This window comes from Litorilinea aerophila, assembly GCF_006569185.2.
GTDB classification, from domain to species: domain Bacteria; phylum Chloroflexota; class Anaerolineae; order Caldilineales; family Caldilineaceae; genus Litorilinea; species Litorilinea aerophila.
Genome location: NZ_VIGC02000028.1, coordinates 1 through 24350, shown reverse-complemented (window position 1 = coordinate 24350; position 24350 = coordinate 1). Strand labels below are relative to the sequence as shown.

The window sequence follows — 24350 nt, the reverse complement described above, 5'->3', positions numbered from 1 at the left end:
TCCCCCAGGCTGTGCCAAAATCCTCAGGCTCAGATCCTTCCCCCGACGTTTTCACCGTGGAGACAGCGGCTAGATCGCTGTCGCCCGGTCCCATCCCAGAGTCACACCGCAGGAGTCGTTGACGTCATGCCGGTTCGCACGCCCGAATGGGTGAAAGACGCCGTCTTTTACCAGATCTTTCCTGACCGTTTCGCCCGCAGCAAACGCCTGCGCCACCCCCGGGGCATCCACTTCAAGCCGTGGGGATCACCGCCCGAGGAACAGGGATTCCAGGGCGGGGACCTGCTGGGGATCGTGGATCGACTGGACTACCTTCAGGAGCTGGGGGTCAACGCCCTCTACCTCAACCCCATCTTCCAGTCGGCCGCCAATCACCGCTACCACACCTACGACTACTACCGGGTGGATCCGCTCCTGGGCGGGGATGCGGCCCTGCGGGAGCTGCTCCAGGAGGCCCACGCCCGAGGCATTCGGGTGGTCCTGGATGGCGTCTTCAACCACGCCAGCCGGGGCTTCTGGCCCTTTCATCACATCCTGGAGAACGGCGGCGACTCCCCTTACGTGGATTGGTTCTACATCCACGGCTGGCCCCTTCACCCCTACCCGCCCGACGAGAAGACGCCGCCTAACTACGGCGCCTGGTGGGGCATTCCAGCCCTGCCCAAGTTGAACGTGGCCAACCCAGGGGTGCGGGACTATCTGCTGGACGTGGCCGAGTACTGGATTCACTTCGGCATCGACGGCTGGCGCCTGGACGTTCCCGAGGAGATCGACGACGAAGCCTTCTGGCAGGACTTTCGACGGGTGGTCAAACGGGCCAACCCGGACGCCTACATCGTGGGCGAAATCTGGCACGATGCCCAGGAGTGGCTCCAGGGCGACCGCTTCGACGGGGTGATGAACTATGGCTTCAGCCGGGCCGCCTTCGGCTTCTTCGGCGCCCAGACCTTGCGCACCGACTACAAGCCCGGCGGCTACGAGCTACGCCCGCTGGACGCGCCGGCCTTCGCCCGGGCCGTGGCCCACCTGCTTTCCCTCTACGACTGGGAGGTCACCCAGGCCCAGCTCAACCTGATGGACAGCCACGACACCGCCCGCCTGCTCTGGACCGTCCAGGAGGACGAAGGCGCGGCACGGCTCTGCGTCCTCTTTCAAATGACCATGCCCGGCGCGCCCTGCATCTACTACGGCGACGAGATCGGCATGAGCGGCGCGTCCGACCCCTACTGCCGGGCCGCGTTCCCCTGGCACGATCGCGGCCAGTGGAATGAGGCGCTGTTGGACTTCTACCGGCGGGCCATCGCCCTCCGCCACCGTTATCCCGTATTGCGTCGGGGGGACCTGCGCATCCTCTATGCCCAGGGGCAGACCTTTGCCATGCTGCGCCACCTGGGCCGGGAAGCGGCGGTGATCGTCTTCAACGCCGGCAACCAGCAGGCCACCCTCCGCCTGGAGGATCTGCACCCCCTCCCCGAAGGCACCCGGCTTCAGGATGTCTGGGGCGAAGGCAGGGACGTGGTGGTCCAGAACGGCAGCCTGTCCCAGGTGACTGTGCCGGCCCGCGCGGCCCGAATTTTCATGGCCCACCCCTAACCCCAGCCCGGGAGAAGCCCATGTCAGCGGTGGAGAGCCCAGTGAAGGTCATCCTGAATCCCTATTCCGGGCGGGGCCGGGCCGGCCGGCAACGGGAAGCCCTCTGCCGGGCGCTGGCGCAGGCGGGCCTGGCGTTCGACCTGGAGGAGACCCGGGGGCCCGGCCACGCCATCGAGCTGGCCCGGGCCGCGCGGGAGATGGGCTACACCACAGTGGTGGCTGCCGGCGGCGACGGCACGGTCAGCGAGGTTATGAATGGCCTGGCCCAGGCCGCCGGGCCCGACCAGGTGGTGGGCAGGCTGGGCCTCATGCCCATGGGCTCGGCCAACGACTTCGCCGCCATGGTGGGGTGCCCCCGCCGGCTGGACCAGGTGGCGCGCCAGATTGCCGCCGGCCGCAGCCGCCGGGTGGACCTGGGATTTGCCACCTACGCCCCCCAAGGCGGAGAAACCCGCCAGCGCTACTTTGACAACAACCTGGGCATCGGTCTGGAGGCCCGGGTCACCCTGGAGAGCTACCAGATCCGGTGGCTGAGCGGCACTCCGTTGTACGTGGTTGCAGCCCTGCGGGCCTTGCACCGGTACGCTGGCTCTCGCCTGGAGCTGGCCTGGGAGCGGCCCGATGGCCAGGTGGAGAGCCGCGCCCGGGCTACCCTGATGGTGACGGTGGGCAATACCCGGCGCACCGGCGGCGGCTTCTACCTCACCCCAGACGCGGTGGTGGATGATGGCCTGCTGGACGTGGGCATCGCTGACGCCATCCCGGCCTGGCAGGTGCTGACCCTGCTCCCCCTGGCCCTCTTTGGACGACACACCGGCCACCCGGCGGTGACCATGATCCGCTGCCGGCGCATCTCGGTGGCCGGCGCCGACGGCTTTCCCCTGCACCTGGACGGCGAGGTGGTCAGCGACCAGGCCATCCGGGTGGATGTGACCATCCAGCCCGGCCGTCTGGAGGTGGTGGGGGTGGGCGGCCATGGCCCGGAATAGTTTCGCGCTGTCCTGAACGTCTGGTATAATTGAAGAGGGCTAAGAACCCATGCGAGCGAGGATTGGGCTTGCGTGGGTTTTTTTCGCTGTGACATTTCAGTGGTGATACCGGGGGCTCCCGGCGGATCCAGAGGATATCGGACTGACGTGACCTGGCACAATTTGCACAGGCGCCTGGCTATCGGGCCGGATCTGGCCCGGTGGTGGCGCGATTTTGCCCACACTTCCGCTTCCGCAAACCCGGACGCTACCCTGCATCTGAGCAGCAGCGCCACCGTCAACGCGCAGTTCTGGCTCTCCTACCTGCCCTGGCGTCCCACGGCCGGGTGGGCCGCGGTGGCGGCCATGTTGGCCGCCGGCCTGATGGCCCGACCAACGGGGTGGGACTGGCGCGAGATCGCGCTGTTGCTGCTGCTGGTGGATCCCCTGTGGGGGAGCATCTGGCGTCTGGCCGCCGGCCGTCTGGAAGTTCTCCCCCTGCGGGGACAGGCCATCCAGCAGCGCTTCTGGCTCCCCTATCTCCAGCCGGACTCGCCGGCTGCACAGCTCTTGGGCTGGGACGCCCATAACGCGCTGCCGCTCCTGTTTCGGGTGGCGCTGCCGGCGGTGCTGGTGGCGATAGCCGTGGCTTTGGTGTTGGGTCCTACAGCCGTCTGGCTGACAATTGTGGTAACTGTAGTAAGTGCCCTGGGCTGGACGGGCCGGCACACTTTTTCCTATGTCCCGGCGGCGCTCCATACCGCGGTCACCATTTCCCTGCCCTGGCTGCTGACTCTGACTCAGCTGGATGTGACGCCGGCCCACGGGGCCTGGGCCGCTCACCTGACCCTGGTGCTCCTGTGGTCCCTCCACAACTGGGGCGAGGGGCGCTGTCTGCGGGTGGCGGGCGACCGGCTGGGGCTGGGGTTGATGGCTGCCGCCGACCTGGGTATGGGCCTGCTGTTCATCGTGGCCCGGATGCCCTTCTGGCTGGCCCTGGTGGCGGTGCTCTGGCTGCCCACATGGCTGACCGTTTACCAGCGCCGCGCCATGGGCCACCTCCAGTTCTGGTGGCTCCTGGCCATGCTGATCAGTGGTCTGGCCCTGGGTCAGGTACCGTCGTCGTAAACGAAAGGTCGTCGTCATGAACAACACAACTGAACAGTCCCTACCCTCGACGCCTCCCGCGGTGCCCGAGGCCCTGTCTCCCGATGGGGGCACACCGCCCGGCACCCCCGTGATCACTGTGGAGGAGGTGCGGCGAGATCCAGAAGTGATCGCGTTCATCCAGCAGGCCAACGAATCCCTGCGCATCCTGGGCTACACGGAACACGGCCAGCGTCACGCCGGCCTGGTGGGTCACATCGCCGAGAACGTGCTGGAGCGGCTGGGCTACGACCAGCGCACCTATCAACTGGCCAACATCGCCGGCTATCTCCACGACATCGGCAACTGCATCCACCGCCAGAACCACGCCCTGAGCGGCAGCCTGATGGCCTGGCGCATCCTGGCGCGCATGGGCGTCCCGCCCCACGAATGCGCCATCGTCATGAACGCCATCGGCAATCACGAGGAAGAGCGGGGCACGGCTACCACGCCCGTCTCTGCTGCACTGATCATCGCCGACAAGGCCGACGTCCACCGCAGCCGGGTCCAGAACCCCAACATGGACGAGTTCGACATCCACGACCGGGTCAACTACGCCACCACCCGCAGTTTCGTCCGGGTACGGCCGGAAGAGCGGGTCATTGCCCTGGAACTGGAGATCGACACCAACTACGCCCAGGTCATCGAATACTTCGAAATCTTCCTGGACCGGATGACCATGGTGCGCCAGGCCACCGAATTCCTGGATTGCTCTTTCCAGTTGATCATCAATGACACCCGGTTTTCATAGCCGACGGACATTCAACCACCCACCCATATCAGGAACTATCCATGCGCATCGTTCGTTTCATCGAAATGTTGGAAGGGCAGCCCGGCTCGCTGGCCCAGTGGGGGCTGCTGGAGGATCAGATTGTCTACCCGTTGGCCCAGGCCCCCTACCTGGATCCCCTGGGCGACGGGGTCTACGCGCCCCGGGTCGTGGGTCCGCCCAGGCCGCTGGCCCACGTCCGGCTGCTGGCGCCGGCCCAGCCCAGCAAGCTGGTCTGCGTGGGCCGCAACTACGCGGAACATGCAGCGGAACTGGGCAATGAAGTGCCGCCGGAGCCGCTCATCTTCCTGAAGCCCCCGTCTTCGGTCATCGGCCCGGATCAGCCGGTGGTCTACCCGTCCATCAGCAGTCGGGTGGACCACGAGGCCGAGCTGGCAGTGGTAATCGGCCGGCGCTGCCGCAACCTGCGGGAGGAGGACGCGGCCCAGGTCATCTTCGGCTACACCCTGGCCAACGACGTCACCGCCCGGGATCTACAGCGGCAGGACGGCCAGTGGACCCGGGGCAAGGGCTTCGATACCTTTGGGCCGGTGGGGCCCTGGGTGGACACTGCCTTTGACCCCCGTGGCCGCACGGTGCGCTGCCTGGTCAACGGCCAGGTGCGCCAGGAAGGCAACACCGACCTGATGATCTACCCCATTGCCCGGGTGTTGGCCTTTGTCACCCGCTTCATGACCCTGGAGCCGGGCGACCTGCTCCTGACCGGCACGCCGGCGGGCGTGGGCCCGGTCCAGCCGGGAGATGTGATGACGGTCGAAATTCCCGGCCTGGGTCAACTTTCCAATCCAGTCGTGGCCGAAGATGCCGACCCGACTCAAGCGCAGGAGTGATTGACCATGGCGATACCCGCATTGCAACACTTTTTGGACATCCAATCCCTGACCGACGAACAGTTCTGGGGCCTGTTGCGCCTGGCCCGGGAACTGAAGGATGAGCGCATCCGCCTGGGGCAGAACGCCCCCATCCTGGCCGGCAAATCCCTGGCCATGGTCTTCCAGAAACCCAGCCTGCGCACCCGGGTGAGCTTCGAAATGGGCATGCAACACCTGGGCGGCCACGCGTTTTACATCAGCCCCCAGGAGGTTGGCCTGGGCACCCGGGAGAGCGTGCCCGATGTCGCCCGGGTCCTCAGCGGCTACGCGGACGGCATCATGGCCCGGGTCTTCGACCACGAGCATATCCTGCAGCTGGCCGAGTGGGGCAGCGTACCGGTCATCAACGGCCTGAGCGACTTCAGCCACCCTTGCCAGGCCCTGGCCGACCTCTTCACCATTTGGGAGGAGCTGGGCCAGTTGGCCGGCCTGACCCTGGTCTACGTGGGGGATGGCAGCAATAACGTGGCCACCAGCCTGGTCATGGCGGCGGCCAAGGTGGGCCTCACCATGCGGGTGGTCGCGCCCCCCGGCTACCAGCCTGACCCGGCCGTCCTGGCCCACAGCGGGACGGATGTGACGGTCACCGACGATCTGGATGGTGTGGTGGGCGCCGACATCCTGTACACCGATGTCTGGACCAGCATGGGCCAGGAGTCCGAGCGGGAAGAGCGCCTGCGCATCTTCCCCCCCTACCAGGTCAACGGGGCGCTGGTGGATCGCACCCGCAACCCCGACGTGAAGGTGATGCACTGCCTGCCGGCCCACCGGGGCGAGGAGATCACCGACGACGTGGCCGACGGCCCCCACAGCCTGCTCTTCCCCCAGGCCCACAACCGGCTCCATGCCCAAAAGGCCATCCTGGCCCATCTCTTAGGAGGCATTCCCCTGAAGTAGTATGGACACCTTTCTCCTGGCCCTGACCCGTCTACAGGATTGGCGCAACATCATCGACATCGCGCTGGTGTCGATGATCTTCTACGTGGTGCTCTTGCTCTTTCGAGGTACCCAGGCCGTTCAACTGGCCCGGGGCATTCTGGTCATCTTTGTCATCACCCTGATCGTCAGCCAGACGGTCCAGCTGACCGCCTTCAACTGGCTGCTGAGCAAGAGCACATCCCTGGTGCTGGTGGCCATCCCGGTCATCTTCCAGCCCGAGATCCGGCGGGCGCTGGAACGGGTGGGCCGGACGGCGCCCCTCCTGGTGCGCCGGGGGGACAACGCCGGCACCCAGCGGGTGATCAACGAGGTGATCAAAGCCGTGGAACAGATGTCGGACCATCGCCACGGCGCCCTGATCGTCTTCGAAGGGGGGACAGGGCTGGGCGAGTTCATCGACCGGGGCGTGGCCATCGACGCGGAGGTTTCGTCGGAGCTACTCACCACCATCTTCTATCCCAACACCGCCCTCCACGACGGCGCGGTGATCATCTCCGGCATGCGCATCGCGGCGGCCAGCTGCGTCCTCCCACTGACCCAGCGGGAGCTCTCCGACAGCCAGATGGGCACCCGCCATCGGGCGGCCATCGGCGTGACCGAACAGGCCGACGCGCTGACGGTGGTGGTCTCTGAGGAAACCGGCAACATCTCGGTGGCTCGCAACGGGCGGATCCTGCGCCTGGACAGCAGCCGGCTGCGCACCCTGTTAAGCGACTTCTATCGGCCCTAGCAGAGAACATGCGTTGGACATCTTGACGAACCGCACATTGCGCACCAAATGGCGAGGCCTGGCTGAACAACTGGGAACCCTGGCCCTCTCGATTATCCTGGGCTTCGTGGTCTGGCTGATTGCCGTGAACCAGGAGAACCCCATCATCCAGGCGGAATTTCCCGAGCGAATCCCCGTGACCGTCCGGGGGCTGAGCGGCGATCTCCAGCCGGTCCAGGACCTGAGCAAGGAAGCGGTGCGGGTGGTGATTCAGGCCCCCAGAAGCTCCTGGGACAACCTGGAGGCCAGCGACTTTTCCGCCTACATCGACCTTTCTGGGCTGGAGGCGGGCGTCCACGACGTGGAGGTCCATGTGGTGGTGGTGGATCCCAAGGTCAAGGTGGTGAGCATCCAGCGGCCAGAGCTGCGGGTGCAACTGGATCCGGTGGTGGAGAAAAAGGTGCCGGTGAAGGTGGAGGTGATGGACACCACGGCCTTTGGCTATGATTGGCAGCCGCCTATCGTGGAGCCCATCTCGGTGACCGTCCGCGGGCCTGCCACCCTGGTGGACCAGGTGATCTCAGCCCGGGCCGAGGTCTACCTGCGCAACGCCAAGAGCCAGGTGGAGCGGCAACAGACGGTGACGCCCCAGGACGCCCAAAACCAGCCGGTGCCCCGCGTTGAGGTGGAACCGTCCCAGGTCCACATCGTGGTGCCGGTGGAACAATGGCCCGGCCGCAAGGAGGTCGCAGTACGGGTCAACCTGCAGGGACAACCAGCCGCCGGCTACCGCCTGAGCAACGTGCGGGTCAACCCCTCCACCGTGGTCCTGGTGGGGAGCACCGAAGTGCTGGCCCAGGTGCCGGGCTTTGTGGAGACCGAGCCCATGACCCTGACCAATGCCACCAGCGAGATTCAACGGCGGGTGCAGCTGCTGGTGCCGGAGGGGGTGACGGTGCTGGAAGGGAACGCCGTGGACGTCACCGTCAGCATCACACCCATCGAAGGGGGGACCACCGTGCGCCAGGAGCCGGTGATCCAGGGGCTGGCGCCGGGATTGACGGCCACCGTCTCCCTGCGCACAGTGGACGTGATCCTGAGCGGTCCCCTGCCCCTGCTGGAATCCCTGGGGCCTGACGATATCTTCGTCATCCTGGACCTGACTGGCCTGCTGCCCGGCAACCACATCGTGGTGCCTCGGGTCGTGGTGCCTGCCGGGATCCGGGCCGAGGGGGTGCTGCCCGAGAGCGTGGAGGTGATCATCAGCCCCCAGGCGCCGGCCACGCCCGAGGCCACACCTACCGGCACACCGGTGGCCCCCTCGGGGCTGATTCCAGGGCGCAATCCGGCCCAGTAGGCGAACTGGTGACGGCGCGCGGTGCGATATTGCTGTGCAATCGGTGGATCCTCTGGTACAATGGATGGATGGCTCTGCTGCAAGAACAGCGCAGAGACGCAGAGCATGCGGAGTTTTCTCTGAGCTCTCTCTGGACTTCCGCTGCGTCTCCGTGATAATCAAACCCTTTTTGCAGGGGAAGTCATGGATCCCTTCTGGTAGGGATGGACATTGAAAAGGTCGAAATTTACGGAAAGAAATCAAATATGACTCCTCGTAAACCGGTGGTCGCCCTGGTTGGGCGCCCCAATGTGGGAAAATCAACCCTGTTTAACCGGCTGATCGGCCGGCGTACGGCCATTGTGGAAGACGTGCCCGGCACCACCCGAGACCGCATCTACGGGGAGAGCGACTGGAACGGCGTTGCCTTCGTGGTCATCGACACCGGCGGGCTGGAAGCCCCCACGGGCCTGGCCGGCGAACCTTCATCCCCGGCCAACCTGGCCCTGGCCACCGACTCGGCCCTGTTCGTGGAGCACATCCAGAACCAGGCCCGGCTGGCCATGGAAGAGGCCGACGCCATCATCCTGGTGGTGGACGGCAAGGAAGGGCTCACCGCGGCGGATCTGGACGTGGCTGAAGTGCTGCGCACCACCCAGAAGCCGGTCTTCGTGGCCGTCAACAAAGCCGAGAGTGAACAGCGGCGCCTGGACGCGGTGGAGTTCTGGAACCTGGGGTTGGGCGAGCCCATCCCCATCAGCGCCTACCACGGCCACGGCGTCGGCGACCTGCTGGACGCGGTGGTGGCCGCCCTCCCGCCCCACCCCACAGACGACGAAGAAGAGGACGAGGCGGTCTCCATCGCCATTGTGGGCCGGCCGAATGTGGGCAAGAGCAGCCTGCTCAACGCCCTCCTGGGCACCGAGCGGGCCATCGTGTCCGAGGTGCCCGGCACCACCCGCGACCCCATCGACACCCACGTGGTCTACAACCGCCAGAAGATCGTCCTCATCGACACGGCCGGCATCCGACGGCGGGGCAAGGTGGAGCCCGGCATCGAAAAGTACTCCGTCCTGCGCAGCATGCGCAGCATCGACCGGGCCGACGTGGCCCTGCTGCTCATCGACGCCACCGAGGGGGTGACCGCCCAGGATGCCCACGTGGCCGGCTACGTGCTGGAAAAGTACAAAGGGGTGGTGGTGGTGGTCAACAAGTGGGACGCCCTGGAAAAGGACGCCTACACCATGCACAACTTCACCGAGATGGTGCGCCAGGAACTTCAGTTCCTGAGCTATGTGCCGGTGATCTACATCAGCGCCCGCACCGGCCAGCGCATCCACACGGTGCTGCCCACCGCGCTGGAGGTGGCCGAAGCCCGACGCCACCGGCTCTCCACCAGCGAGCTCAACGAGCTGCTCCGGGCCGCCTACGACGCCACCTCGCCGCCCGGCAAGGGTGGCCGGGTGCTGCGCATCTACTACGGCACCCAGGTGAGCATTGAGCCGCCCACGTTCGTGATTTTTGTCAACGACCCAGAGCTGGTTCACTTCAGCTACGAGCGATACCTGGAAAACCAGATCCGGGCTTACTATCCCTTTACCGGGACGCCCATTCGGCTGATCTTCCGGCAACGCACCAGCAACCGGAAGTGATGGAGGACGAACCAGAGCCTGGCATGAATCCTTTCCGCTCCATCCGGTTTTACAGCATCGAACTGACACTCCTGGGCATCCTGGGCCTGGCCATCGCCTTCTTCGTCTACCTGGGCTACGGCCTGCTCCAGCCCACCGTGGGCGTCGAAGAATTCTCCGGCGCCCGGGCCCTGGATTACGCGGTTCGCCAGCTGGAGTTCGGCGAGCGCAGCGTGGGGACGGCCGGCAACAACCGGACCGGCGATTGGCTGGTGGAGGAGTTGCGCAACATGGGCTGGGACGTCATCATCCAGCCCTACACCATCGCCGACACGGTGGCCGCACGGAACATTGTCGCCGTGCGGGATAGCGCCGGGGCGCGGCGTCCGGTGGCGCTCCTGGTCACCCACTACGACAGCCGCCTCTTCGCCGACCAGGATCCAAACCCGGCGAACCACATTCAGCCCACACCCGGCGCCAACAGCGGCGCATCGGGGCCGGCCGTCCTGCTGGAACTGGCCCGCACCCTGGACCTGACGGCGGTGGAACACACGGTCTGCCTGGCCTTTGTGGATGCTGACGACAACGGCGGTCTGCCCGGCTGGCAGGGCGCCATTGGCAGCGCCTACCTCCTGCAGCGCCTGGAGACGGACCTGGCCCGCTGCCGGGATCCCCGTTTCGCCGTCTATCTGGATCGGGTAGGCGGCGTGGAAAGCCGCTTCATCCCCGAGAGCAACAGCAGCGAAGAGCTCCGCCAGGCCATCTGGCGCACGGCAGACGAACTGGGCTACGGCCGCTGGTTCCCCCCCAATGCCAACTGGACGACCACGGCTGCCCACCTCCTGTTCCTGGAACAAGAGATCCCCGCCGCGCTCATCGCCGCCCGGGACTACCCCTACCTCTACACCATGCAGGACACGGTGGACAAGCTGAGCCCGGACACCCTGGAGCGGGTCGGCCGCACCCTCAAGGCCTGGCTGGAGGCAGGGGCGCCCTTTTAAGGTTCGCTTCCCAGGGCATAGGCCAGGGAGTAGAGCCACCAGCGTCCATCCCGCTGAACCAGGACCCAGTGGTCCTGGCCGAGTTGGAAGGTGGCCTCTCCGTCGTCCGCCTGGATGGGCAAGGATTCCGGCAGGGTGAGGGGCGGGGGTGGATGGGGAAAGACGGCCACCACGTAGCGATCCAGGATGGCGTCCCGGCCCTGCCACCGGTAGTCGTCCTGGGGTGAAGGCGTGCCCCGGCCATCCACGATGGTGGCATCCTCGGCCCAGATTTGGGCCAACAGGGCCAGATTGCCCGTTCGGGCGGCCTGCCGTTCCGCGGCGATCAGGGCTGGGGCGGCCTCGGCCAGGGGGGCAAGGGCGAAGGACGGCGGTGGAGGTGGGGTCGCCGTGGCAGGGGGCAGTACCCGGGCGGTGCGCGGCCCGCAGGCAGCCAGGAGCCCCACCACCAGGAGCAGCACAGCCCAGATGAACGTACCCCGTCGCCCTTTGGGTTTTCGTTGCATCCGGTCTATACTTAGTGAACGATTACCCATGACCTGCCATGCCTCTCCTGTGACATACCACTACGGTGAGGCGTCTCAAACCATGATGGAGCAACGTGCATGAATCCGGTCATCTTCCAATTTGGCCCTTTCGCCCTGCACTGGTACGGGGTGTTCATCGTCGGCGGCGCGGTGATCGCCGCCTGGGTCTCCAGCCGCTACGCGGCCAAAGCCGGCGAGAATCCAGATCACATCTGGAACCTGCTGGCCTGGTCCCTGATCGTGGGCATCATCGGCGCCCGCCTGTACCACGTCTTTAGCTCGCCGGCGGACGGGCTGGGCTGGGCCTACTATCGGGAACATCCGCTGGACATCATCAACTTTTGGAACGGCGGCTTCCGGGGGCTGGGTATCTACGGGGGGCTGGCCGGCGGTACCCTGGCCGTGGCCGTCTATTGCTGGTACCACAAGTTGAACCCCCTGCGCTGGCTGGACTTTATCGCCCCCAACGTCCTGCTGGCCCAGGCCATCGGCCGGATGGGCAATTTCGTCAACCAGGAGCTCTACGGCCCGCCCACCAACGTGCCCTGGGCCTTTCACATCAACCCCAAGTACCCCTGCCAGCTCCCGCCCAATCTGCCGCCCGACGTGCAATTCTGCGGTGCTCCGGACCTGACGCAGCGCACCCTGGAGTGGTACGCCAGCAACGGCTTCCACCCCACCTTTTTCTATGAGGCGGGCTGGAACCTGCTGATGTTCGGCGTGCTGACCTTCATCATCCGGCGCTACGGCCACCGGCTGCGCACCGGCGACGGCCTGCTCCTCTACCTCATCGCCTACCCCCTGGGGCGCTTCTGGGTGGAGATGTTCCGACCCGATGCCTGGGTCATTGGCAACCTGGCCACCGCCCAATGGATCGCCATCGCCTCCGTGCTGGGCAGCGCCTTCATCCTCTACCTGCGCCACCGCAACTGGTCCTGGCAGGAGCACCCCGAGGAATCCCTGGCCGCCATGAGCGCTGCGGGTCAGGTGGCGACCAGCAGCTCCTGACCTGCCTTCGCGTCACGTGCCCAGGTGTTGCCACAGGGCATCGCTGACCTGCTCACCGATCAGGAAACAGCGATCCTGGTCTGTCCCCACTCCGGTGATCACATACTGCCCCGGCTGCCGGCCCACGTAGTGGGCCAGTAGCCGGTCGGTCGTTTCGCGCCAGCGCCGCGCGGCCTCCAGGGAGCGTTCCTGCAGCCCGGTCCAGTCCGCCGGGATCTCCACGGCGATCAGCGGGGCGTCCACATCCAGGCGCACCTCCTCCCAGCCCTGATTCACCCGCACCACGTCGGGATGGTGGCGCAGGTCCAAAATCAGGGCGCGGGAGCCGAAACGGGGCACGTTGCGCACCCGCTCAGTGCCCACCAGCCAGGTCAACCCAAAGCGAGACGCCGGCACCCGGTTGAGGTTGTTGCGAAAGGGGTAGAGGTCGGGGTAGAAGTCGAAGGCCACGGCCCGCAGCAGCCCGAAGTTCAGGGCCGCGTTGGGAAACTGGAGCGGGTCCGCGGTCCAATGGATGATGCCGATACCGTTGGCCCACGCCTGCTCGGCCTGGATCCGCTTCAGGAGATGGCCGATGCGCATGCCCCGATACTCGGGCAACACGGCCATGGTCTGGGACTCCAGGCGGAGATCCCCGCCGAAGCGCTGGTGCCAGTCCGCCGGCAGCGCGGGGCCGCCGAATTTGTAGAAGCCAAAGAGGAAACCGGCCAGCCGCTCCTCCACCCGGGCCACCAGGGAAGTCCCCAGGCCAAACTCCCGGCTGTGGATGTCGGCCGGGTAGAGGAATTCGGGTGGGCTCCCCCAGACAGCCTGCTGGAGCTGGCGGATGCCCAAGGCCTCGTCTCGGCTGGGCCGCCCCACGTTGATGGTGCCTATCGCTTCGCCCGTGGCAGAAAAACAGGATGCATGGGCCGGGTCGTAGTAGACCACTTCCGCGCCGTGCAGGTGTGCCTGCAGATGGGCCAGCAAATGATCCCGCTGGGAAGGCGCCAGTGGTTCCACCGCATGATAGCGCAGGGTGTAGATCCGCCGCGGGCGGCCACCCTCCTGGCGATAGCCGCGCGGAAAGAGGAACCCCACACCCACCCGGCGGCCGTCGTTTTTGACGACCACCATTTTTCCACCCAGACGCGGCAAGACCACCTGCAGAAAGTGGTAGGGGAACAGGTGGGGATTGTCCGGCGCGCCCAGGGCTGCACCGGCCCGGTCGATTTCCCCGTTCCAGGTGGGATCTCGGTTATCCAGGATCGCGATATCCATGGGCGTGCCGGTGAACCGTTCAGCGGGTACGGGCCTGGCGTGCCAGATAGAGGACGATGCTGCCGGCGACGGCTGCGTTCAGGCTGGCCACCTGGCCGTACATGGGCAACCGGACCAAAAAATCACACTTCTCTCGAGTGAGGCGGCTCAAGCCACGGCCCTCACTGCCCACCACCACCGCCAGCGCGCCATCCAGGGTAGCGGGATCCAGGAGGGGTGTGGAGTCGTCGCTGTCCAGCCCGGCCACCCAGATGTTCGCCTCTTTGAGCTCGTCGATGAGCCGGTTGATGTTGACCACCTGGGCCAGGCGCATGTGCTCCACCGCGCCGGCGCTGGCGTTGCTGACGGCCGGCGTCACCCGGGCTGACCGCCGGGAGGGAATGAGGATGCCATGGACGCCCATGGCTTCGGCGGTGCGGATGAGGGTGCCCAGGTTCTGGGGATCCTGCAGGTGATCCAGGATCAGGAGGAAGGGGGGCTCCTCCTGTTTGCGGGCGTGGCGCAGGATCTCGTCCACCTGGACATAGGGATAGTCGCCCACCTCCAGGGCCACCCCCTGGGCGTTGACGTTCTCCTGGGCCAGCCGGGTGAAGACGCCCCCCTTGACCGCCCGCACCGGAACTTTCAGCGCGGCGGCCTGCTCGAGGATAGGTTCCAGGCCGCCGCCTTTGGGCTCGCCTTCCCCCTCCACCCAGAGGCGGAAGATGTGGCGCCGATGGGCGCGTAGCGTCTCGTAGACAGCCCGCCGTCCGTAGATCAGTTCGCTCATGGGGGGCTACTCATCCCGGAAGCGCCAGGTGGTACCCTCGGGCGTGTCCTCCAGCACCACATCCAGCTCCTGCAGCCCATCCCGGATCTTGTCGGCCAGGTCCCACTGCTTCTGGGCCCGCAGCTCGTTGCGGACGCTCACCAGCAGCTCGATGAAGGGACGCACCTCCACGCCATTGGTCGTGGACGCGGGCACACCACCGGCCAGGGTCAGGCCCAGGACGCCGGTCAGCTCCCGCAGGGTGCGCTGGGCGGCGTCGTAGAAGGGGCCGCTGACGCCAGCCTCCCGGGCGGTGTTGATGGCCCGCACCAGTTCGAAGATGGCCGCCAGCCCGTTGCTGGTGTTGAAGTCATCATCCATGGCCTCGATGAACTGGACCCGGGCGTTCTCGCAGGCCTCCCGCAGGGCATCGGCCTCCGGGCCGGTGGTCTTGTTTCCCCGGGCCGGCCGCAGGCCACCCCGCAGGCGGGCCAGGCTGCGCTCGGCGCTGTCCAGGGTCTCCTCGTTGAAGACCACAGGCTTGCGGTAGTGGCCGGAGAAGATCAACATGCGCAGGGTATCGGCGCTCCGCCGGGACAGGAATTCGTCGATGGTGACCAGGTTGCCCAGGGATTTGCTCATCTTCTCGCCGGCCAGCTGGAGCATGCCGTTGTGCATCCAGTAGCGGGCCAGGGGCTTGCCCGTCAGACTTTCGCTCTGGGCGATTTCGTTCTCGTGGTGGGGGAAGATGAGGTCATTCCCGCCGCCGTGGATGTCGATGGTCTCGCCCAGGTGGTGGAGGCACATGGCCGAGCACTCGATGTGCCAGCCGGGTCGGCCGGGTCCCCAGGGGCTATCCCAGGCCGGTTCACCCGGCTTGGCCGACTTCCAGAGGGCGAAGTCGGCTACGTTCTCCTTGCGGGCGTCCTCCTCGATGCGGGTACCGCTGAGGGCTTCCTGCAGGCTGCGCCGGCTCAGCTTGCCGTAATCTTCGTCCCGGGTGACCCGGAAGTAGACGTCGCCGTCGACCACATAGGCGAACCCTTTGTCAATGAGGGCCTGGATGAATTGGATGATGTGGGGGATCTCCTGGCTCACCCGGGGATACTCGTCCGCCGGCAGCACGTTGAGGTCGGCCAGGTGGCGGAGGTATTTTTCCGCGTAGTGGTTGGCCAGGGCGATGGGATCCTGGCCCGTCTCCTGGGCGCGACGGATGATCTTGTCGTCCACGTCGGTGAAGTTGGTGACGTAGTGGACGTCATACTCCTGGTACATCAGATAGCGGCGGACCATGTCGAAGACAATGGCCGCCATGGCGTGGCCCACATGGGCGTCGGCGTAGACCGTGGGGCCACAGACGTACATCTTGACCTTGCCCGGCTCCAGGGGGACGAATTCCTCTTTGGTGCGCGTCAACGTGTTATAAATGCGTAGACCCATAGTTCTTCCCGATTTTGCGTGGTGGTTTGATCTCGTTGAGACGATTGTAATCTGATTAGTCGACGAGGGCAAAGATCAAAACGGGGAGAGTCGGGGGGCGCAGCGGCTGAAGGAAGGACTGAGGTGGACGGTGACGCATCTGCTGGGAGAGCAACCGAAGCTGATGTAGACGTTGGCATCCAGGATCACCTTTATCTTTGCACTTTATTTTCAGCCACAGATTGCACAGATAACACGGATCACTATCTTTGCAGATCCGCCCCATCGATTTCACAGCCGCCCCACCTATCCGTGGCGTCCGATCTGCGCGGATGACGGCTCCTCTCGTAGGTGCGGTCTCCGGCCGCACGGTGGTGCCCGGAAGGGCGCCCGTTCCCGTCGGGGCGGGCCTCCGTGCCCGCCCGCTGTCGCGGTCGAACCAGCCACCCACGGCGGGCCAGAGCCCCGCCCTACGCACGGGTTGCACCCAATCCGGACAGGTGCAGGGACGGCAACGGCTGCGCAGCGACCCGGACGGCACAACGCCACATGGGGCGAGTGCGCATCTGAGGATGCGCACTCCTCGAAAGGATTACCACCACGACGCGGAGCGCGCATCCTCCGGTGCGGCGCCGTCCTGTCCGGGTCGGCATCGGAGGATGCGCGCTCCGCGTATGGGCAACCTTCGCGAAATATGGACTCAGGACTCTTCGGGCACGGCAAAGACCAGGCGGCCGGCGTTGGTCTGGAGGACCTTGGTGACCTGGACCAGGATCTCCTGGTTCAGGTATTGGCGGCCGTTTTCCACCACCACCATGGTGCCATCCTCCAGGTAACCCACGCCCTGGCCGATCTCCTTGCCGGTCTGGATGATCTTGATGGGCATCTCTTCACCCGGCAAGAAGACCGATTTGACCGCGTTGGCCAGCTCGTTGATGTTGAGGATCTTAACGCCCTGGAGCCGGGCCACCCGGTTCAGGTTATAGTCGTTGGTGATGATGGCGGCGTTGAGCTCCATGGCCAGGCTGATCAGCTTGTCGTCCACCTGTTGGGCATCCGGTGGGTCGATGTCGATGAACTCAATCGCCACATCCGGGTTCTGCTGCAGCCGGTCCAACATCTCCAGGCCCCGACGTCCCCGGTTGCGCCGCAGTGCGTCCGACGAATCGGCGATGTATTGCAGCTCGTTCAACACGAAGCGGGGCACCGCCATCTTGCCCAGGATGAAGCCGGTTTTGGCCACGTCGGCGATGCGGCCATCGATGATCACGCTGGTGTCCAACAAGAGGAGGGGCGCGGCCTCCTGACTATCCACCAGGGGGAGTCCCCGAGTCCCCCGGAAGAGGGCCATCAGGTCGTCCTTGCGCAACACCATGACCGCTGCCCCCAGGTAGCCGAAAATGACCACCGCGATCAGGGGCATGATGGGGCCAAAGGGCGGTGGCAGCCGGGAGAGGGGATAGGCCAGCAGCGCGGCGATGAAGAGGCCGACGGCCAGGCCGATGGTGCCGGCCACCAGGTCCACCAGCGGCACACTGCGCAGGCTATTGCGCGCCGCCCGGGCTGGTGCGATCACGATCCAGGGGGACAGTAAGTAACCCAAGACGGCCCCCGCCAGCATCGCCCCCCAGATGATGGGCGCCGACTGGGTGGTGAGTTGGGTGGTCCCTGCCAGGGCGATCCCCAGATAATAGCCGATGAACCCATAGATCAGGGCCCCGATCACCCGAAACACAGGGCCAAGTCGCATAGACAAACTTCTCCTGCTCCTATCTAGCTCAAACAAGCCACGTCAAAACTTGACAGAACATTATTGTAAAGCATTGTAAACCCTTATTCGCCGCCAATCAGTATACGAATGTACTATTGGAGCTCCTGATAAAGCTGTAATACACGGCGGGCGTTGTTGTGGGCAGAGAGTCCCCGGCTGAAGGCATAGGCGGCCTCCCCCATGCGCCGGCGCAGATCTCCATCCCGCACCAGGGTCAAGAAGCGCAGGCCAAAGCTCAAGTCGTTGTCCTCGGCGATGAAGCCTGTCTCACCGTTGCGGATCAGGTCGTTGACGCCCGGCGAGCGGATCCCCAGGGCCGGCAGGCGGCAGGCCGCGGCCTCGATGAACGACAGGGGGTGCACCTCGGTGACACTGGCCGAGACGAAGAAATCACTCAGCTTCAGGTAGCACGGGATCTCGTCGTAGGGCACGGCCCCGGTAAAGGTAACCCGGTCGGTGATGCCCAGCTTCTGGGCCAGGGCCCGGTAGTCGTCCAGCTCTGGACCACTGCCCACCAGCAACAGGTGGCTCTCCTGTTCTTCCTGAACCAGGTAGCGGTAGAGGCGCAGAAGGCGATCCACGCTTTTCTCGCCACTCATCCGGCCCACGTAGATGGCCACCACCGCGTCCTCGGGGATGCCCAGCTGGCTGCGGTTCACCTGGCAGGTGGGGTTCTCGAAGCGGTCCAGGTCGATGCCATTGGGGATGACCACAATGCGCCCTTCCACGCCCCACCCCCGCATCACCTCTGCCATGCTTTCGCTGGGTGCAATCAGGGCCGCGCAGCGCTGGCTGAAGATCTGAAAATAGGCCTGGAGGGCCGTCTCCGACAGGGCTGAGGGCAACAGGGGAAGGTATTGCTTCACGTACAGATCGTAGCGGGTGTGGTTGGTGAAGACCAGAGGAATGTTGTAGCGGTTGGAAAAGAAAAGGCCAAAACTGCCGCTCACGAAGGGATGATGGACATGGATCACGTCCATCTGCTGCAACAGTTCCCGGCTGCGGTGATCCACGGCGATGCTCAGGTGATAGCCCGTGTCCGCAATGGGGATGCCGGGGATGCGGATCACGTTGGGCTCGTCGTCGGGCTGCTGGCTGCTGCCCGGCACGAAGAGCCAGACCTGCTCGCCCCAGGTTTCCAGGTAATGTTTGAGCATGGCCACATGGTGCACCACGCCATTGGTCACCGGCTTATAGACATCGGAAAAGAGTGCAATGCGCATGGCTAGCGATTCCCCCCACGGTTGGATGTAACAATCATAATCATTACGCACTGGTTTGGGTTTTGTTCCCCATTCGTGCCAAAATAGATGGGTTTGGAGGCATCCCGCTCCGCCTGGGTCCATCATAGCCCAGGTCGGGGGGCCATGCCGGGCGCGCGTCCGCTTCTTGCGCGATGTCCTGCGGACGCCCAGTAAATCCCGGCAGAAATTCGCCGATGGTTTCCACCAGAGGGAATGCCGCCGAATTTCTGCCGTGGTATTTACGCCAGACTGTACCAGGATGAAGACACAGACAGCGCACAGAGCAGGGAGATCCATGCACAACCCGGATGCACCCCATGGCGGCCCAGGCCGACTCCGCGGGTGGGAGCTGGCCCTCTTGGGCCTGGCGCTCCTGCTCTTTGCCGGGCAGGCGCTGCTGGCCTCGCCCCAGAAGTCGGCTGCATTCGATGAACAATACCATCTCTCCACCGGATACGCATATTTGCGCACCGGGGATTTCCGCCTGGCCACAGACCATCCTCTCCTGATGGGCGCCCTGGCCGGGCTGGCCTTGCTGCCCCGGAGAGATGTGGTGCTGCCCCTGGAAGATCCTTCGTGGCAGGCGGGGGACTTTTTCATCTTCTCGGACCGCTTCCTGTGGGAGGTCAACGCCGATCCCCAGGGCCTGCTGGTGGCGGCGCGCGTGCCCGTGGTGGCGGTGGGGCTCCTGCTGGTGGTGGCCCTCTTCCTGTGGGCCCGGGAGCTGACCGGCGAATGGGGTGGCTGGCTGGCACTGGCATTGGCCACTTTCGACCCCAACCTGGTGGCCAACAGCCGGCTGGTGACCACCGACCTGGGGATCACCGTATTCCTGTTCCTGGCCGGCTGGCGGCTGTGGGCCTGGCTGGAACGGCGACGCCGCCGGGATCTGCTGGCCACCGGCCTCTGGGCCGGGCTGGCCATGGGCGCCAAGTACAACAGCCTGCTCTTCTGGCCGGTGGCCCTGGTGGCGATCCTGCTCTACCCGCCCCGTGACCGGCAGGATGCGCCCGCTTCCCGGCTGGGGTCCCTGGCTGCCATGGGCCTGGTGGCGTGGGGGGTGCTGTGGGCCCTCTACCGCTTTGACTTCGGCCCCATCCCCGGGTTGACCGGCTCCATCCCGGTGCCGGCGGCCTTCTACTGGCAGCAGCTCTGGGATACCTATCGGGGCATCGTCGACCCCGGCGAGATCCACTATCGCTTTCTCCTGGGCCAGACTTCCACCCAGGGCTGGGTGGCCTATTTCCCGGTGGCCCTGGCCGTGAAAACGCCCCTGCCCCTGCTGCTGACCGCGGCCGTCGGGATCTACTGCCTGGCCAGGCGACCCCGCTGGCGCCGGCAGGGGATCCTCTGGCTGCTGCCGGGCGCGTTCATGGCCCTGGGCATGACCGGAGTGCTGACCATCGGCTACCGCCACATCCTGCCGGCCATCCCCTACCTGATGCTCCTGGCCGGCTACAGCGTCCAGTTGCCCCGGCTCCACCCGCGGCTGCGCCCCTGGATGCCCTACCTGGGCGGCCTGATGCTTCTCTGGGTGGTGCTGGGACAGGCGCGCATCTACCCCCACCAGGAAGCCTACTTCAATGAGCTGGCCGGCGGCTGGCAAAACTGGAGCCGCATCCTGGTGGACTCCAACCTGGACTGGGGGCAGGATCTGCCGGCCCTGCGCCAGGTGATGGACGAGCTGGGCATTGAGACGGTCAACTTAGCCTACTTCGGCAAGGCAGTGCCCGAAGCCTACGGTGTGCAGTACCGGCCCCTGCCGGGCTACCTGCGCTTTGTCCAGGGCGAGGAACTCAAGGCCTACAATCCATACACCCCCGCGCCGGGCTGGTATGCCATCAGCGCCACCAGCCTGCGCCTGGGCCTGACCCTGCCGGGTACAGTGGACCTCTACGCCTACTTCCGAAAGCTGACGCCGGTGGCCCGGGCCGGCTACTCCATCTACCTCTACCAGGTGAGCTACCCGCCGGAGACGCCTGTGGATCGGGTGGTGCTCACCGGCGAAGCAGCCTCGGACCTTTCACCCACCGCGCTGGGCCTGCAGCCAGGGCGGCGGGTGCAGGTCAAGTGGCGCCGGTCGGACGAGGCCACCATCTACCCCCTGGGCGAGGGCTTCCGGCCACCCGCCGGGCCGGGTTTCCAGCCGGTGAACGCCAACTTCAGCGATGTCTTCACCCTGTTGGGCTACCAGCTAGAGACTCCGTCGGCGCGGCCCGGCGAGGACGTGGCCATGACCCTGGTGTGGCAGGTGGGCAGCCGCCCCATGCCCATGCCCGCGCCCACCCGGGGCGTCCCTCTCTCCAGCTTTGTCCACCTCACCGGCACCGACCCGGCCCAGATCGTGGCCCAGTTTGACGGCTGGCGTACCGCGCTGCGGGGCCTGGAACCGGGGGACATCATCGCCCATCGCCTGACCCTCCACCTGGAGGGCGACATCTCCCCGGGGAGTTACCTGCTGCGGGTGGGCCTGTATTCGCCCCAGTCAGGAGAACGGCTGAGGCTCCAGGGGGACGCCGGGGGCGGGGACCATGTCCTCCTGGGAAGCCTGGAAGTTCTGCCGTGAGCCATCAAGAGTGATTCATGAGTCGAGAGGACGAACGTCGATGAACAAGCGACCTGTGCTGTTGGGCATCTTCGCCCATCCAGACGACGAAAGTTTTGGCCCGGGCGGGACCCTGGCCCGCTATGCGGCCCAGGGGGCGGCCGTCCACGTGATCATTGCCACCGATGGCATCGCCGGCTCCATGGAAGAGGGCCACCGCCTGCGGGATCACGAGACCCTGGCCCAGGTCCGTTCCGCCGAGCTGGCCAACGCGGCCGTGGCCCTGGGGCTGACCAGCATCTGGTCCCTCCCCTACCGGGACAGCGGGATGCGCAACTCGCCGGACAACCAGCACCCGGACGCCCTGATTCAGCAGCCGGTGGAGAAGCTGGTGGCCGAGCTGGCCGACTACTACCGGCGGCTCCAGCCCCAGGTAATCATCACCCACGACCCCTTCGGCGGCTATGGCCATCCCGACCATGTGCGGGTTTGCCAGGCGGCCACCGCGGCTTTTTACGTGACCCGCAGCCGGCCCATGCCCGGGGTCAACGGAAGCGAGTGGCCCGGCCCCCAGAAGCTCTACTACACCGCCTTTGACAAGCGGATGCTGAAACTCATGGTGCGCATCATGCCCTTCATGGGCCAGGACCCGACGGCCGTGGGCCGTAACCGGGACATCAACCTGGTGGAGATCAGCCGCTGGCACACGCCCGTCCACGCCCGCATCGACGTGGGCCCTTATCTGGCCCAGAAGCTGGCTGCCAGCCAGGCCCACGCCAGCCAGTACAGCGGCGGCCCCACCTTCATCCGGGTGTTGCCGCCCTTCCTCCGACGCCGCTTTTTGGCCACAGATACCTACACCCGGGCCTTCCCCGCGCCCGACGGCCGGGTGGAACGAGATCTGCTGGCCGGGCTGTGAGCCCTACCCGGCTCACGCCCATCATGATTCGTTTTCAGCCACCGATTCCACGGATTACAACGCATCGGAGGAGGCGCACTCCGCACATGGGCCACCATCGGGAAGGGCTGCATCCGTGCTCATCTGTGGAATTTGTGGTTTCTGCCGTCGAGGCATTGATGATTGTCCCAAGAACGGGTATGATCGACCCGTGAATCACCCACCTGCCCACAACCGGCCAGGACGCGCTCCCCAATGCCCGCGGTCCACACCGGCTCCTCCGGGAGCCAGACCGGTGCGTCCTGGTGGGGAGTGGCCCATCCACCAGACCATTCACCAAGGAGGAAGCCATGAAGATCACCGCTGTACGTCTCTTCCGGCTGAGCGGCATTTTGGAACATGAGGGCGAATTCTGGGAGGAGCGCCTGATCCGCCCCATCGACATCTACCCGGAGCACAAGCAGGAAGGCCCCAACTGGCTGGAGCCGGCCGGCGAGGGCCAATATCGCATCACCGCCCACTTCCTGGAGATCGAGACCGACGAGGGGCTGACCGGCATCGGCGGCCCCATGCCGGCCGACCAGGCCTACATCATCGGCACCCAGCTCAAGCCCCTGCTCCTGGGCCACGATCCCCTGGCCATCGAACGCATCTGGGACCGCATGTACCGCTTCATGGTCCACGGCCGCAAGGGCGTCGCCATGATGGCCATGAGCGTGGTGGACTGCGCGCTGTGGGACCTGAAGGGGAAATGGGCCAACGCGCCCGTCTACACCCTGCTGGGAGGCCCCACCCGGGAGCGCATCCCCGCCTACGCCAGCATGTTGGGCTACTCCCTGGATCCGGAGCTGGTCCACGAACGGGCCCAGGAAGTGGTCCGCCAGGGCTACACCGCGACCAAGTGGTTCTTCCGGGATGGCCCCACCGACGGCGTGGCCGGCATCCAGCGCAACTTGCGGCTGGTGCGGACCCTGCGGGAAGCGGTCGGCCCGGACGTGGACATCATGCTGGACTGCTGGATGAGCTGGGACGTGCCCTACACCATCCAGATGGCGGCCCGCCTGGAGGAATACCACCCCCGCTGGATCGAGGAGCCGGTCCTGCCAGACAAGATCGCCCAGTACGCCGAGATCCGCCGCAACGTGCGCATCCCCATCTCCGGCGGCGAACACGAGTACACCCGCTGGGGGCTGAAGGCGCTCATGGACGCGGGCGCCTGCGACGTGCTACAGCCGGACATCTACTGGGCGGGCGGCATCTCCGAAACCATGAAGATCACCGCCCTGGCCTCGGCCTATGACCTGCCGGTGATCCCCCACGGCCACTCGGTGCCGGCCACCGTCCACCTCATCGCCGCCTGGCCCCAGACCACCTGCCCCCTGCTGGAATACCTGGTGAAGTGGAACGAGATCCACCAGTTTTTCCTGAAGAACCCCATCAAGCCGGTGAACGGCCACGTGACCCTGCCCACCGGCCCCGGCATCGGCATGGAGCTGGACGAGGCGAAGATCGAAGAACGAACTGAATTGAGCTATTGAGCCCTTCCGATCTCTTCCCCCTTCCTCCGGCGGAGGAAGGGGGAAGGGCGGGCTACACAGAATCGGCCCATCTGTAAAATCCGTGGCTTCTGCAGTGAAGTCAACATTTTGGCATTTTGGGCGGATTGACAAGGGCTCTCGGTTTCTGTTATCATGTCAACGCAGTTTGTCGATACGCATCGACAAACTTGTATCGACCGATCGCTCCCAGATCCAGGATCCCTGGCACAGTAGATACCACTCAAACGGATCAGTTCCTGCCTGGCAGGTGTTGCTGTCCCCATCACCGCCGCCCCAGGCACGAGTACAGTTACAGTCTGGCGTAAATACCACGGCCGAAATTCCGGGTGCCCTCTGGGCGCGCTCCCCCTGGTGGAAACCATCGGCGAATTTCTGCCGGGATTTAC

At 65.6% G+C, this 24350-nt stretch carries 21 protein-coding genes; 14 read left to right on the top strand and 7 right to left on the bottom strand.

The annotated features are described in order from the left end of the window. Positions 1-126: 126 nt before the first annotated feature. The 10 genes from FKZ61_RS18480 (at position 127) to FKZ61_RS18435 (ending at position 10985) form a co-directional block, all read left to right on the top strand. Positions 127-1593, top strand: a complete 1467-nt coding sequence (locus FKZ61_RS18480) for a glycoside hydrolase family 13 protein (RefSeq protein WP_141611624.1) — start codon at positions 127-129, stop codon at positions 1591-1593. Positions 1594-1613: 20 nt separating this feature from the next. Beyond that, the gene (locus tag FKZ61_RS18475; RefSeq protein ID WP_141611623.1) at positions 1614-2582 is read left to right on the top strand and encodes a diacylglycerol/lipid kinase family protein; all 969 of its coding nucleotides are present in this window, start codon (positions 1614-1616) and stop codon (positions 2580-2582) included. A 147-nt stretch (positions 2583-2729) separates the two neighbouring features. Then, on the top strand, positions 2730-3689 hold the full coding sequence (locus tag FKZ61_RS18470) for a hypothetical protein (protein ID WP_141611622.1): 960 nt from the start codon (positions 2730-2732) through the stop codon (positions 3687-3689). Between the two features lie 16 nt (positions 3690-3705). Next, a complete protein-coding gene (locus tag FKZ61_RS18465) occupies positions 3706-4458 on the top strand; it encodes an HD domain-containing protein (RefSeq protein ID WP_141611621.1) in 753 nt (250 codons plus the stop codon). Between the two features lie 41 nt (positions 4459-4499). Beyond that, positions 4500-5327 carry a fumarylacetoacetate hydrolase family protein gene (locus FKZ61_RS18460; RefSeq protein WP_141611620.1) on the top strand — a complete coding sequence of 276 codons (828 nt, stop codon included), beginning with the start codon at positions 4500-4502 and terminating at the stop codon, positions 5325-5327. A gap of 6 nt (positions 5328-5333) precedes the next feature. Continuing rightward, a complete protein-coding gene (gene argF / locus FKZ61_RS18455) occupies positions 5334-6266 on the top strand; it encodes an ornithine carbamoyltransferase (protein WP_141611619.1) in 933 nt (310 codons plus the stop codon). Position 6267: 1 nt separating this feature from the next. Then, complete coding sequence (gene cdaA, locus FKZ61_RS18450) at positions 6268-7038, top strand: diadenylate cyclase CdaA (protein WP_141611618.1); 771 nt, start codon at positions 6268-6270, stop codon at positions 7036-7038. 13 nt (positions 7039-7051) lie between these two features. After that, positions 7052-8374, top strand: coding sequence for a CdaR family protein (locus tag FKZ61_RS18445; RefSeq protein WP_141611617.1), 1323 nt, complete (start codon positions 7052-7054; stop codon positions 8372-8374). A 245-nt stretch (positions 8375-8619) separates the two neighbouring features. After that, positions 8620-10005, top strand: coding sequence for a ribosome biogenesis GTPase Der (gene der, locus FKZ61_RS18440; RefSeq protein ID WP_141611616.1), 1386 nt, complete (start codon positions 8620-8622; stop codon positions 10003-10005). Continuing rightward, positions 10005-10985: a M28 family peptidase gene (locus FKZ61_RS18435; RefSeq protein WP_141611615.1), complete on the top strand. Its 981-nt coding sequence runs from the start codon at positions 10005-10007 to the stop codon at positions 10983-10985. The genes der and FKZ61_RS18435 overlap by 1 nt, the downstream gene beginning before the upstream one ends. Here the strand turns inward: FKZ61_RS18435 and FKZ61_RS18430 are convergent. Continuing rightward, positions 10982-11491 (bottom strand): hypothetical protein, encoded by a 510-nt coding sequence (locus FKZ61_RS18430; protein ID WP_141611614.1) that lies wholly within the window; start codon positions 11489-11491, stop codon positions 10982-10984. The genes FKZ61_RS18435 and FKZ61_RS18430 overlap by 4 nt on opposite strands. A 99-nt stretch (positions 11492-11590) precedes the next feature. On the opposite strand from FKZ61_RS18430, the gene lgt reads away from it, so the two are divergent. Continuing rightward, positions 11591-12520, top strand: a complete 930-nt coding sequence (lgt, locus tag FKZ61_RS18425) for a prolipoprotein diacylglyceryl transferase (RefSeq protein ID WP_141611613.1) — start codon at positions 11591-11593, stop codon at positions 12518-12520. 12 nt (positions 12521-12532) lie between these two features. Here lgt and FKZ61_RS18420 read toward each other — a convergent pair whose 3' ends face one another. The 5 genes from FKZ61_RS18420 to FKZ61_RS18400 form a co-directional block, all read right to left on the bottom strand. Next, positions 12533-13780, bottom strand: a complete 1248-nt coding sequence (locus tag FKZ61_RS18420) for a GNAT family N-acetyltransferase (RefSeq protein WP_141611612.1) — start codon at positions 13778-13780, stop codon at positions 12533-12535. Positions 13781-13799: 19 nt separating this feature from the next. Beyond that, entirely contained in the window at positions 13800-14549 is a 750-nt protein-coding gene (gene rlmB, locus FKZ61_RS18415) for a 23S rRNA (guanosine(2251)-2'-O)-methyltransferase RlmB (RefSeq protein ID WP_141611611.1), read from the bottom strand. A 6-nt stretch (positions 14550-14555) separates the two neighbouring features. Further along, positions 14556-15968: a cysteine--tRNA ligase gene (gene cysS, locus FKZ61_RS18410; RefSeq protein ID WP_141611610.1), complete on the bottom strand. Its 1413-nt coding sequence runs from the start codon at positions 15966-15968 to the stop codon at positions 14556-14558. 679 nt (positions 15969-16647) lie between these two features. Next, complete coding sequence (locus FKZ61_RS18405) at positions 16648-17697, bottom strand: PIN/TRAM domain-containing protein (RefSeq protein ID WP_141611609.1); 1050 nt, start codon at positions 17695-17697, stop codon at positions 16648-16650. Between the two features lie 113 nt (positions 17698-17810). Further along, entirely contained in the window at positions 17811-18941 is a 1131-nt protein-coding gene (locus FKZ61_RS18400; protein WP_170199979.1) for a glycosyltransferase, read from the bottom strand. A gap of 316 nt (positions 18942-19257) precedes the next feature. Between FKZ61_RS18400 and FKZ61_RS18395 the strand changes: the two genes are divergently transcribed. The 3 genes from FKZ61_RS18395 (at position 19258) to FKZ61_RS18385 (ending at position 23943) form a co-directional block, all read left to right on the top strand. After that, positions 19258-21528 carry a glycosyltransferase family 39 protein gene (locus FKZ61_RS18395; RefSeq protein ID WP_170199977.1) on the top strand — a complete coding sequence of 757 codons (2271 nt, stop codon included), beginning with the start codon at positions 19258-19260 and terminating at the stop codon, positions 21526-21528. 40 nt (positions 21529-21568) lie between these two features. Beyond that, positions 21569-22426 (top strand): PIG-L family deacetylase, encoded by an 858-nt coding sequence (locus FKZ61_RS18390; RefSeq protein WP_141611606.1) that lies wholly within the window; start codon positions 21569-21571, stop codon positions 22424-22426. Positions 22427-22755: 329 nt separating this feature from the next. After that, complete coding sequence (locus tag FKZ61_RS18385) at positions 22756-23943, top strand: enolase C-terminal domain-like protein (RefSeq protein WP_141611605.1); 1188 nt, start codon at positions 22756-22758, stop codon at positions 23941-23943. Positions 23944-24099: 156 nt separating this feature from the next. Here FKZ61_RS18385 and FKZ61_RS18380 read toward each other — a convergent pair. After that, a partial coding sequence (locus FKZ61_RS18380) for a hypothetical protein (RefSeq protein WP_211358629.1) occupies positions 24100-24350 on the bottom strand: 251 nt, incomplete at its 5' end.

Coding starts and splice junctions, on each gene's coding strand:
- FKZ61_RS18480 (WP_141611624.1), top strand. CDS start 127: ATGCCGGTTCGCACGCCCGAATGGGTGAAAGACGCCGTCTTTTACCAG.
- FKZ61_RS18475 (WP_141611623.1), top strand. CDS start 1,614: ATGTCAGCGGTGGAGAGCCCAGTGAAGGTCATCCTGAATCCCTATTCC.
- FKZ61_RS18465 (WP_141611621.1), top strand. CDS start 3,706: ATGAACAACACAACTGAACAGTCCCTACCCTCGACGCCTCCCGCGGTG.
- FKZ61_RS18460 (WP_141611620.1), top strand. CDS start 4,500: ATGCGCATCGTTCGTTTCATCGAAATGTTGGAAGGGCAGCCCGGCTCG.
- argF (WP_141611619.1), top strand. CDS start 5,334: ATGGCGATACCCGCATTGCAACACTTTTTGGACATCCAATCCCTGACC.
- cdaA (WP_141611618.1), top strand. CDS start 6,268: ATGGACACCTTTCTCCTGGCCCTGACCCGTCTACAGGATTGGCGCAAC.
- der (WP_141611616.1), top strand. CDS start 8,620: ATGACTCCTCGTAAACCGGTGGTCGCCCTGGTTGGGCGCCCCAATGTG.
- FKZ61_RS18435 (WP_141611615.1), top strand. CDS start 10,005: ATGGAGGACGAACCAGAGCCTGGCATGAATCCTTTCCGCTCCATCCGG.
- FKZ61_RS18430 (WP_141611614.1), bottom strand. CDS start 11,491: ATGCAACGAAAACCCAAAGGGCGACGGGGTACGTTCATCTGGGCTGTG.
- lgt (WP_141611613.1), top strand. CDS start 11,591: ATGAATCCGGTCATCTTCCAATTTGGCCCTTTCGCCCTGCACTGGTAC.
- FKZ61_RS18420 (WP_141611612.1), bottom strand. CDS start 13,780: ATGGATATCGCGATCCTGGATAACCGAGATCCCACCTGGAACGGGGAA.
- rlmB (WP_141611611.1), bottom strand. CDS start 14,549: ATGAGCGAACTGATCTACGGACGGCGGGCTGTCTACGAGACGCTACGC.
- cysS (WP_141611610.1), bottom strand. CDS start 15,968: ATGGGTCTACGCATTTATAACACGTTGACGCGCACCAAAGAGGAATTC.
- FKZ61_RS18405 (WP_141611609.1), bottom strand. CDS start 17,697: ATGCGACTTGGCCCTGTGTTTCGGGTGATCGGGGCCCTGATCTATGGG.
- FKZ61_RS18400 (WP_170199979.1), bottom strand. CDS start 18,941: ATGCGCATTGCACTCTTTTCCGATGTCTATAAGCCGGTGACCAATGGC.
- FKZ61_RS18395 (WP_170199977.1), top strand. CDS start 19,258: ATGCACAACCCGGATGCACCCCATGGCGGCCCAGGCCGACTCCGCGGG.
- FKZ61_RS18390 (WP_141611606.1), top strand. CDS start 21,569: ATGAACAAGCGACCTGTGCTGTTGGGCATCTTCGCCCATCCAGACGAC.
- FKZ61_RS18385 (WP_141611605.1), top strand. CDS start 22,756: ATGAAGATCACCGCTGTACGTCTCTTCCGGCTGAGCGGCATTTTGGAA.